The sequence below is a fragment of the Roseiarcus fermentans genome (genome assembly GCF_003315135.1).
Lineage (GTDB): Bacteria > Pseudomonadota > Alphaproteobacteria > Rhizobiales > Beijerinckiaceae > Roseiarcus > Roseiarcus fermentans.
Genome location: NZ_QNRK01000025.1, coordinates 90218 through 100921, shown reverse-complemented (window position 1 = coordinate 100921; position 10704 = coordinate 90218). Strand labels below are relative to the sequence as shown.

The 10704-nt window shown below is 70.0% G+C and carries 7 protein-coding genes and 1 pseudogene; 2 read left to right on the top strand and 6 right to left on the bottom strand.

What is annotated here, in order from left to right; all coding sequences use genetic code 11:
* Positions 1 to 702: 702 nt before the first annotated feature.
* The 6 genes and pseudogenes from DFR50_RS33135 to DFR50_RS20815 all read right to left on the bottom strand — a co-directional run bounded on the left by DFR50_RS33135 (position 703) and on the right by DFR50_RS20815 (position 8635).
* Positions 703 to 2271: a PAS domain-containing sensor histidine kinase gene (locus DFR50_RS33135; RefSeq protein WP_245428008.1), complete on the bottom strand. Its 1569-nt coding sequence runs from the start codon at positions 2269 to 2271 to the stop codon at positions 703 to 705.
* A gap of 252 nt (positions 2272 to 2523) precedes the next feature.
* Positions 2524 to 2883 (bottom strand): annotated as a pseudogene (locus DFR50_RS33130) (CHASE3 domain-containing protein); the annotation flags it as partial.
* A 929-nt stretch (positions 2884 to 3812) separates the two neighbouring features.
* Complete coding sequence (locus DFR50_RS20830) at positions 3813 to 4052, bottom strand: hypothetical protein (RefSeq protein WP_113891195.1); 240 nt, start codon at positions 4050 to 4052, stop codon at positions 3813 to 3815.
* A gap of 1070 nt (positions 4053 to 5122) precedes the next feature.
* A complete protein-coding gene (locus DFR50_RS20825; RefSeq protein ID WP_342634572.1) occupies positions 5123 to 5416 on the bottom strand; it encodes a GIY-YIG nuclease family protein in 294 nt (97 codons plus the stop codon).
* Positions 5417 to 6119: 703 nt separating this feature from the next.
* Positions 6120 to 7475, bottom strand: a complete 1356-nt coding sequence (locus tag DFR50_RS20820) for a hybrid sensor histidine kinase/response regulator (protein WP_113891193.1) — start codon at positions 7473 to 7475, stop codon at positions 6120 to 6122.
* Positions 7472 to 8635, bottom strand: a complete 1164-nt coding sequence (locus tag DFR50_RS20815) for an FIST N-terminal domain-containing protein (RefSeq protein WP_245428005.1) — start codon at positions 8633 to 8635, stop codon at positions 7472 to 7474. The genes DFR50_RS20820 and DFR50_RS20815 overlap by 4 nt, the downstream gene beginning before the upstream one ends.
* Before the next feature lie 160 nt (positions 8636 to 8795).
* Here DFR50_RS20815 and DFR50_RS20810 point away from each other — a divergent pair, with 160 nt between their 5' ends.
* A complete protein-coding gene (locus tag DFR50_RS20810; RefSeq protein WP_113891191.1) occupies positions 8796 to 10238 on the top strand; it encodes a cryptochrome/photolyase family protein in 1443 nt (480 codons plus the stop codon).
* A 191-nt stretch (positions 10239 to 10429) separates the two neighbouring features.
* Positions 10430 to 10687, top strand: a complete 258-nt coding sequence (locus tag DFR50_RS20805; RefSeq protein WP_147262831.1) for a hypothetical protein — start codon at positions 10430 to 10432, stop codon at positions 10685 to 10687.
* Positions 10688 to 10704: the final 17 nt, after the last annotated feature.

Below are 10704 nucleotides of genomic sequence, written 5' to 3'. Positions count from 1 at the left end.
ACAACCATCCCCACCTTGACTCACGTTTCGCCCCGCCGCGTCTCGCAAAATCCGCCGCCACCCGACGAGCGCACCCAACCTGTGACAATTCGGACCCACCCCGGCTTGGGAGTTACGGGCGGCTGTAACTGCCAAGCCTAGGCGCACCTTGGGAATGACGGGGGTCGTCGACGCCGAGGCGGCGGCGATGACGCTGCCCGCCGTCCTCGCGAGGAGCCCGAAGGGCGACGCGGCGATCCAGGGGCCGCCTGCGCCAACGTTGCAGCGCGGCTACGCGGGGCATACGGCAGATCTTGGCCCAGCCCCCCTTGGATCGCCACGTCGCTTCGCTCCTCGCGAGGACGGCGGCTTGGGAGTTACGGACGGCTGCAGCGCCCGAGCCGACGCCTCCCTCTCCTTCCGGGAGAGGGGCAGCCGGGCGCAGCCCGGCAGGGTGAGGGCCGGGAACGCCGAGGGTCGGCGTGGCGCACCCTCATCTGGCCGCTTCGCGGCCTGTCCTCTCCCTGAGGGAGAGGCGTTGCGCACTGCCCGCCGCCTCCCGCCTCGGCGCGGCTTGGGAGTTACCGGCGGCTGGTGACTCCCGGGGTGTTGTTCGCGCAGGCGCCCGCGGCGTCAGGATCGCATTTATTCTGAGAATCCGCAATCATATTCCGTGCCCCCTTGCGCAGGCGGCGGCCGGAACCGGATCGACAAAGAGCCCGCTCATCCCGCCGCGTCCTGCAAGACCTCGCGCACCGTTCTGGCCAGGTCTTCGGCGGTGTAGGGTTTCCTCAGCCAGGCGCCCCTTCGCCGGCCGAGGCGGGCGATCTCGGGGGTGGCGTAGCCGGAGGTGAACAGCACCTTGAGCTCGGGCCGCTGCGCCAGCGCCGCCTCGGCGAGGTCGAGGCCATTCATGCCGCCGGTCATCACCATGTCGGTGAACAGCAGCGCGACCTCCGGCATAGCCGTGAGTTCGGCCATGGCGGCCGGACCGCTGTCGGCCTCGAACACCCGATAGCCGAGGCTCCTGAGCCGCCGGCCGAGCGCCCGGCGCAGACGCACGTCGTCCTCGACCAGCAGGATCGTCTCGGATCCCCGCGAGGGTTGCGCGTCCGCCGTCGCCGAAGCCGGTCGCGCTTCGACGCCGTCGCCCTCCGGAACCGGCAGGTAGATCCGCACGCTCGTTCCGCGCCCGGGCTCGCTCGCGAGCTCGATATGGCCTCCGGTCTGCTTGACGAAGCCATAGACCATGCTGAGCCCCAGCCCCGTGCCTGCCCCCATCGGCTTGGTGGTGAAGAACGGCTCGAAGGCGCGGCTGCGCACCTCTTCCGACATGCCCGCCCCCGTGTCGGAGACCGCGATCAGGACATAGTGACCGGTCCGCACCTCCGGGTGCGCCTGCGCGGCGGCGGCGTCGAGCCGCGCCGGCGAGACCGCGATCGTCAGCCGGCCGCCGTGCGGCATGGCGTCGCGCGCGTTGAGCGCGAGGTTGAGCAGGGCGTTCTGAAACTGCACGGCGTCGACCACCGTGCGGTGCGCCGCCTGGGGCGCGACCAGTTCGAGTTCGATCGACTCGCCCAGCGTCCGCCGCAGCAGTCCGGCGAAGGTCGCGACCAGGCAGCGGATGTCGGTCGGCTCCGGATTGAGCGGCTGGCGGCGGCCGAAGGCGAGCAACTGCGAGGCGAGCTTGGCGCAGTCCAGCGCCGCGGCCTGCGCCTCGTTGACGAGTTCGCGCTGGTCCCGATCCTCGAGGTCGGGAAACAGCAGCTCCAGATTGGCGATGATCGCCGTCAGCATGTTGTTGAAGTCGTGGGCGATGCCGCCGGTGAGCTGCCCGACCGCCTCCATCTTCTGCGCCTGGCGGAGCTCCTCCTCCATCCTCTGGCGGCTGGTGAGGTCGCGAATGAAGCCGGTGAAGATACGCCGTCCGTTGGCGCGCGCTTCGCCGACCGACAGTTCGATCGGGAACACGGTCCCGTCCTGCTTGACGGCCCGGACCAGCCGGCCGTAGCCGATGATGCGGGCTTCGCCGCTGCGCAGATAGTTGGCGACGTAGCCGTCGTGCTCGGCGCGATAGGGCTCGGGCATCAGCATCTTGACGTTGCGGCCGACGACCTCGTCCGGACGATAGCCGAAGAGCTTCGCCGCCGCCGTGCTGAACGAGGTCACCAGACCCTGTTCGTCGATGACGATCATCGCCGAGGGCACGGTCTCGAGGATCGACAGCAGGCGGGCCTCGCGGTCGGCGAGCTCCGCCTGCGCGGCCTTCGTCTGGCCGAGCGACACCCGCATCGCGTCCAGGGCGGACGACAGCTCGCTGGTCTTTTCGGCGACGCTGCGATCGAGGTCTGAGTTGGCGGCCGCGAGACGCTGCTGCGTCTCGCGCATCTGCGCGAAGCGGCGACGGCCGTCGACGGCGAGGAACGCCGCCAGCCCGACGACGAGCGATACGGTCATGAGGATCGTGTATTGCAGTCGCGCCGCCATGCGGTCCGCGCTGTCGAAAAGCGCGCTGGAATTCAGCCGCAACCCGCCCTGCATGGCCGCGACTTCCGAGCGCGCCCGATCCATTGTGCGCTTGCCGTAGCCGGACCGGACGATCGCCAGCGCGCCGGCTGGATCGCCGGCGCGCTGGAGGTCGATGGTACGCCGCAACTCGGCGAGCTTCCGCTCCGCCAGCGACCGGATCCGGTTTAGCCGGTCTCGGGCTTCGGCGTCGTTCCCGACCAGCGCCGCGATCCGCGCCATCTCGGGCGCGACCAGCGGCGCAGCGACCTCGTAGGTCTGAAGATAGTCTTCGATCCCGGTGAGAAGGTAACCGCGCTGACCGGTCTCCGCGTCGCGCAGCAGATCGAGCGCGCCGCCGAGGGCATCGACGGCGGTCTCCGCGTCGCGGGCCTTCATCCGGGCGCGGCGCTGGGCATCGACCGCGGTGAGGGTCATGACGATCAGCGTCGCCATCGCCGCCAGACCCAGGATCGGCGCCGCGACGCTGACGCCTTCGCGGGTCCTGCCCACCGTACGGTTCGGGCCGAGCGCGCCCAGTCCCAGCGCCAGGAAAGCGACGGCGGTCGGGAACGCGAAGCCGCTCAGCGTCCGTTGCACGCTCGGGTCGATCGGCGAGACGAGGTAGCCGAGGAGGCCGGTCAGCGCGAGGACGATCACGATGATCGCGAGCGCCCCGCGCATGGCTTCGAGAGGGACCGAGCGGGCGCGGAAGAGAGCGAGCGCCAGGCCGAGGGCGACGAGACTGGCCGAAGTCGCGACCGAGGGGCGACCGGGCAGATTTGTCGACGGGTCGGGGAAAAGGACGGTGTCGAAGCCGAAGTCGGCGTTGAAAGTGTATTCGAGCAGGAATGCGCAGCCCACCGCTGCCACCGCGACGGCGAGCGCCCGCTGGAAGATGAGGGCGCGCGGGAGGAATTCCGCGAGAACGAGCGACGCCGCGCTCGCTGTCAGGCCGGCGGCCGTGGCCGGTTTGACCTGCGCGCCGTCCGGCCACACCGTTTTCAGCGTCTCGTTGTCGAGGAACCAGCCGGTTGCGGCCACTCCGGCGATCCCGATGGCCAGGACGGCGGCGGCGACGGCCAGCCATCGGTCGACGTCGAACGGCCGGGACAAGTCCGGCGAACGCACGGCCTCGCCGGCAAACCAGGGTTTCACGCCAAGGTTCATGGTCGTCGGATTCCAGGATGTCTGTTGCGAGCGCGCGGCCGACGCCTGCGATCAGTGCAGGGCGGCGATGAAAACCTGGCGTTGCAACACCGTCTGGTCACGCCGGCGCGACGCGGCGGACGTCGTCTCGCCCGTCGGGGCGCGCCGGCGTGACCCCGTCAAACAATCCTGGCGGCGCGAAGGGCGTTCTCGACCAGTGGCGAGGTCAGGCAGAGCGCCACCACCGCCGCAGCGCTGACCGCGGCCGTGACGAGACCGGGCGCGATCCGACGTTCGCTGCGTCGCGCCGGGCAGTTCAGGACGGACATCCAGTAGGTCTGCTCCGAGTCGACGTTATGGAAAGACTCTTCCGACTTTTCCGAGTAGATGAATTGATCGACAGCGCTGGTCAACTGCACAACAACACCTCCAACTGGCCCGACATCGACTGATGATTGAGCAGAACGAATTGTTTCCTGCAATCGGATTGTTTGTGATGTTATCGCATCTCGACAAAAAGTGATTTTGTCTTCACGTTTGCGTGAGGTCTGAAAACTTGGCGAGATATCAAAGACTTGTTACAGAAGGAGAAATGTTGCCGCTGGTTGCGACCTTTACACCCGATGCGACAATTTGTCCCGGTCACGCGGCCGTCCGGGCCGACGGTTTTCTTTCGCAGAAGAGTGGATGACAGTGTAACCTGAGGTATTGCGGAACACTTCAGGCGCGTGCGGAGCGGCCGACGGCCGTTGGTTCCCGTCGTCCTTGCGAGCCGAAGGCGAAGCAACCCACGCGCCCGCAGCGAAGCGGCGGCATGGATGGCGTCGCTGCGCTCGCCACGACGGCTGCGAGTTCCCCGACGTCATTGCGAGCCGAAGGCGAAGCAACCCACGCGCCCGAAGCGAAGCGGCGGGGTGGATGGCGTCGCTGCGCTCGCCATGACGGCTGCGAGTTCCCCGCCGTCATTGCGAGCCGAAGGCGAAGCAACCCATGCGCCCGCGGCGCAGCGGCCGCGTGGATGGCGTCGCTGCGCTCGCCATGACGGCCGTTGGGTCCCGTCGTCCTTGCGAGCCGAAGGCGAAGCGACCCACGCGCCCGCAGCGCAGCGGCCGCGTGGATGGCGTCGCTGCGCTCGCCATGACGGCCGTTGGGTCCCGTCGTCCTTGTGAGCCGAAGGCGAAGCAACCCACGCCTCCGCAGCGCAGCGGCGGCGTGGATGGCGTCGCTGCGCTCGCCATGACGGCGGCGAGTTCCCCGTCGTGCTTGCGAGCCGAAGGCGAAGCGACCCATGCGCCCGCAGCGCAGCGGCCGCGTGGATGGCGTCGCTGCGCTCGCCATGACGGCTGCGAGTTCCCCGCCGTCATTGCGAGCCGAAGGCGAAGCAACCCACGGCCCCGCAGCGCAGCGGCGGCGTGGATGGCGTCGCTGCGCTCGCCATGACGGCCGTTGGTTCCCGTCGTCCTTGCGAGCCGAAGGCGAAGCGGACCGTTCAGGCGAGCGTCTCGTAAAGGTCGTTCCAGTCTGGATTCATGGCCTCGATCAGCGCGATCTTCTTGGCGCGCGACCCGCCCTTGATCTGCTTCTCGCGCGCAATCGCGTCGACGACCCGCTCGTAATGTTCGTAGAAGACGAGCCGCTTGCAGCCGTATCGGGACGTAAAGCCGGGAATCAGGCCCTGGCGATGCTCGTACGCCCTGCGCGACAGATCCGAGGTGACGCCGGCATAGAGCGTGCCGTTGCGCTTGTTCGCCATGATGTAGACGCACGGCGCACGCGACGTCACGCCGCTCCGGCCTTGCGACCCGTCGGCGAAACGGCGAAGCGGACAGATGGATAGCGGCGCTGCGCACGCCGTGCCGGACACTCGACCACACTGTGGAGGTCGATCAGCCTGTTGGCCGGTGCGAGCATGTGCCCCGTACTCCACCTTGCGAAGCAGCGTTAGCATAACGCGTCTGGTGTATGCGTCCAGCGTCGACAGCGGCGGCGTGGATGGCGTCGCTGCGCTCGCCATGACGGCTTTTGGTCCCCGCCGTCATTGCGAGCCGAAGGCGAAGCAACCCATGCGCCCGCAGCGAAGCGGCGGGGTGGATGGCCTCGCTGCGCTCGCCATGACGGCCGTTGTTTCCCCTCGTCCTTGCGAGCCGAAGGCGAAGCAACCCACGCGCCCGCAGCGAAGCGGCCGCATGGATGGCGTCGCTGCGCTCGCCACGACGGCTGTTGGCTCCCGTCGTCATTGCGAGCCGAAGGCGAAGCAACCCACACGCCCGCAGCGCAGAGGCGGCATGGATGGCTCCGCTGCGCTCGCCATGACGGCTTTTGGCTCCCGTCGTCATTGCGAGCCGAAGGCGAAGCAACCCATGCGCCCGCAGCGCAGCGGCGGCGTGGATGGCGTCGCTGCGCTCGCCATGACGGCTATTGGGTCCCCTCGTCCTTGCGAGCCGAAGGCGAAGCAACCCACGCGCCCGCTCCGGGCGGGCGGAATCCTACGCTCCCGGCTGCGACAAGAGCCAGCTCAGCAGCGAGCGCAGTTCGGCCGGACGCACCGGCTTTCTGAGCAGCGTCATCTCCGCCTCCTCCGCCTCGCGCGCCGCGGTGTCGGAATGGTCGGCGGTGACCAGCATCGCGGGCGTCGCCGCGCCGACCGCGCGCCGCACCTTCGCCACCGCCGTCGCGCCGCGCTCGAAATGATCGAGGTGCAGGTCGGCGATGATCGCTTGCGGCGGCCGCAGCGCGGCGATCTCGGCGGCCTCGTCGCCGGACGGGGCGACCGTCACGTCGCAGCCCCAGCGCGACAGCAGCGCCGACATCGCCGCGAGCACGGCGGCGTCGTTTTCGATCACCAGCACGCGCGCGTCGCGCAGCGGCCCGCGCGCGGTCGGCGACGCCCCCGCCAGCGGCGGCGCGGGCTCGGCCTTCGCAGGCTCGGCGAGGGGCAGCGCAATCGAGAACATCGACCCCTTGCCGACGGTGGAGCGGAGGCCGATCGGATGATCGAGCGCGAGCGCGAGGCGGCGCACGATGGCGAGGCCGAGCCCGAAACCCTGCCCGCCCTGCTCGCCGGCTTCTCCGCGCTGGAACTCCTGGAAGATCGCGTCGCGCCGCGCCTCCGGGATGCCGGGGCCGGTGTCCCAAACCTCGACGGTCCAACGGTCGCCGCGCGCCCGCCCGCCCACCAGCACGCCGCCGCGCCGGGTGTAGCGCAGGCCGTTGGCGAGGAGGTTCTGGACGACCCTGCGCAACAGCAGCGGATCGGACGTCACCCACCGGCCGGCGCCGAAATGCGCGAGCTTCAGCCCGCGCTTCTCCGCCGTCCGCGCCTGCTCCTTGACCACGGACGCCAGCAGGGCGTCGATCGGAAACGCGCGCAGGTCGGGCGTCATGACGCCGGCGTCGAGCTTGCTCAGGTCGAGCAGCGTGCGCAGAAGCTCCTCGAGCGTCGCCAGGCTCCGGTCGGCCTGATCGATCAGGCCGGCCTGCTCGCGCCCCATGTCGTAGCCGCCGAGGGTCGACAGGGCGAGCCGCGCGGCGTTCAGCGGCTGAAGCAGATCGTGGCTGATCGAGGTCAGCACGGACGACTTGAGAAGGTTGGCCGCCTCGGCCTGCTCCTTGGCCCGCAACAGGTCGCCGTTGACGCGCTCGATCGAGCGCAGGGCCTGCTGCACCTCCTGGGTGCGCAGCCGCACCTGATTGTCGAGCGCGATCGCGGTCTCGAACAGGGCGTAGGCGCTCGGCTGCTGGTCGTAGGAGCGTTCGACGCGCGAGATCAGCTTGGCGTTGATCTTCTTGAGCTTGGCGACTTCGCGCCTGAGCTCCTCGACCTCGTCGACGACCGCGGTCACGGCGCGGCCGTCCGCTTCCGGCCGATCGCCACGCCGGTGAAGGTCTGGTTGACGTGCATCGAGGTGTACTGCTCGCCGTAGGTGTTGAACCCGACCACCCTTTTGGCGCGGTAGAGCTTCGACATCGGCTGCGCGATCTGCTCGCGCTCGGCGGCGAGCCGCCGCAGCACGCAGTCGAAGCCGAGGTAGAGGTCGACTTCGCCCAGTTCCTCCTCGATGCCGCCAAACAGGGTCGCCAGGCCCTCGAACGGGTCGCGGCGCCGGGCGGCGGTGAAGACCAGCCCCTCGTCGATGGCGCAAAAGAAGCTCAGCGATCCGTCCGGATTGACGCGCTGGATCGAGCGGACGAAATGCTGCCCGCCGATGGTGACCACCACCGGGTGCGAGGCGAAGGCGAAGGCGTCGAGCGTGTCGTCGAGGATGCCGCAGACCCGCGCGTATTCCTTGGCCGCCGGCTCCGCGTTGAGCTCCTTGACGATCCGCTTCTCCACGTCGGCCTCGGTGACCACCATCTTGACGCCGGTCGGCTCGAAATTGTCGGCGCGAAAGGTCTTGAACGGCAGGTCGGTCGCCGCCAGCGCCAGCACCGCGGCGTCGGTATAGGCGCGCCCGCCGTGGATCACGAACGTCCGCTCGAACCGGAGCCCGTCGCCGGCGGAGCCGCCGACCAGCGGAATCTCGTCGAGCGCCATCTGGACGGCGGTCACGACCGCCTCCTCGCGGCGGCACAGGCCGTCGACCAGCAGAAGGCCGAACAGGCCGCGGCCGGCGAAACCCGGGCGCGCGGCGCTCAGTTCGGCGCGCAGTTGCTTGGTCAGTTCGCGCCCCGCCTCGACGTGAAAATTGGCGAGGTCGAGGATCGGCCGGGCAATGAAGGCGAAGTGCTGGCGCAGGAAGCCGATCGCCACCACCGCTCCGTCGCTCCAGCCGTCCGGGGTAATCTCTCCGGCGGTGGTGCAGCCGACCACCGGCGTCGCGCCGAACCGGCGCGCCATCTCCGCGGCGAACGTCGCGGCGTCGTAATCGGGCGAGACGAACACGACGAGCCCGGCGAGGTCGTGCGGCGCCAGTTGGCGGGCGAGTTCGGCGGCGGCCGCATGCGCGCCGAGGCTCCACGCCGTCGCGACCGCCACCCCGGCTCCCTCGCTGACGAGGTTCAATGCGGTTTCCTCCATCGCCCCGGACCTGCGCCCGCTGGCCTTGACAAACCTGTAGCACGGAACGGCGCGCGCCGTCGCGGGTCGCCCGAAGGATCCTTCCGGCTCTGCGCGGCGTATCAAGGCGGGCGGCGGGCCGGCCGGAACGTGGGAGCGCGTCGACGTGACTTGTGACATCGTCTGGCTTCGCGATGATTTTCGCCTCGACGATCAGCCGGCGATCGCGGCTGTCGCGGGCCGGCCGGCGCTGTTCGTCTACATCCACGATCAGCGCTTGCAGAACGGGCGGCCGCTCGGCGGCGCGGCGAAATGGCGGCTCGAGCGGTCGCTGGCCAGTCTCGGGCGCCGCCTCGGCGAACGCGGCGCCCGGCTCGACGTCGTCGAAGGCGAGGCCGACCGGATCCTTCTGGCGCTGGCCGCGGCGGCGGGCGCCGAACGCGCGCTCTGGAGCCGCCGCTACGAGGCCGACGCGATCGCGCTCGACCGGCGGGTGAAGGCGGCGCTGAGGGAGCGCGGCGTCGAGGCTGCGAGCTTCAACGGCCGGCTGATGCGGGAGCCGTGGGACTTGGCGAGAGCGGACGGCCGGCCGGCCGGAACGTTCTCGGCGTTCTGGCGCCGGCATCGCGGCCTCGGCCCCCTGCCCGCGCCCCTGGCGGCGCCCACGCGCCTGGTTGCGGCGCCGTGGCCCGCCGAGGCGCCGCGGCGCACGACGATCGAGGCGCTCGGCCTGACGCCGATGGCGCCGGACTGGTCGGGCGACCTCGCGCAGGGCGAGACGCCGGGCGAGGACGGGGCGCGGGCGACGCTCGCCCGATTCCTCGACCGGGGCCTCGGGGACTACGCCGACGCCCGCGATCGCCTCGCGCCGGCCGCCACCTCGCGCCTGTCCGCGGCCCTCCGGTTCGGCGAACTGTCGCCGCGCCGCCCCGCAACGGCGGTCGAGGCGGCGACGGCGGCCGACCCGCGCCTCGCGGCGGCGGCCGACAAATACCTCTCCGAACTCGGCTGGCGCGAGTTCTCCTACGCGCTTCTCTACGCCCATCCCGATCTTGCCACGCGCGCGCTCAAGGCCGAATTCGAGGCCTTCCCGTTCCGCGACGACGAGCCTGGGTTTCGCGCCTGGGCGCGCGGTCGGACCGGCTACCCGGTCGTCGACGCCGGCATGCGCCAACTCTGGCGCACCGGCTATATGCACAACCGCGTGCGGATGATCGCCGCGTCGTTCCTGATCAAGCACCTCCTGATCGACTGGCGGCGCGGCGAAGCCTGGTTCTGGGACACGCTCTGCGACGCCGATCCGGCCAGCAATCCGGCGAGCTGGCAGTGGGTGGCGGGGTCGGGCGCCGACGCCGCGCCGTACTTCCGCATCTTCAATCCCGTGCTGCAGGGCGAGCGGTTCGACCCCGACGGCGCCTATGTCCGGCGCTGGGTCCCCGAGCTTCAGCGCCTCGAGGCGAGCTTCGTCCACGCGCCGTGGCGGGCGCCGGCCGAAGCGCTGGCGCGGGCGGGCGTGATCCTCGGCAAGACCTACCCGAAGCCGATCGTCGACCACGACGCGGCGCGCGCCCGCGCGCTCGCCGCCTTCGCCGCGATAAGGCGGGCCTGACGCCGGCGCGGCCGGCCGCCGCGCGCCGCCGCCCGACCCCGGTTTATCGCATCAGCGAACGGCGGCCGCCCATGCGGCGAAAAATCGCACCTTTAGACTATCTTTATCCAACAAACTCGATGTTCCTTTGCGTATATCGTTTTCGGGGCAACTAGACCTGCGCACCTATACTTGTAAGCGAGCGTGACAACATGAATAAATCAGCGACCTATTCGGTACATTGCGCTATGGACGGCTATTGGGTTGTGGACAGCGACCGCGCGCTCGTCGGCTGCTCCGACCTCGACGCGGCGAGGCTGATCGCAGCGTTGATGAACGGCGATCTGGAGGCGCTCGCGGCGGGCGCGAACCCGGCGGTCGACGCCTGCCTCGGCGCGATCCTCGACATGTTCCGGCCCCTCAGGCGCGCGGGACGGCCGATGCTGGATGCTCCGGTCCCGTGCCTCTGACCATCAGCCCGGCCCGC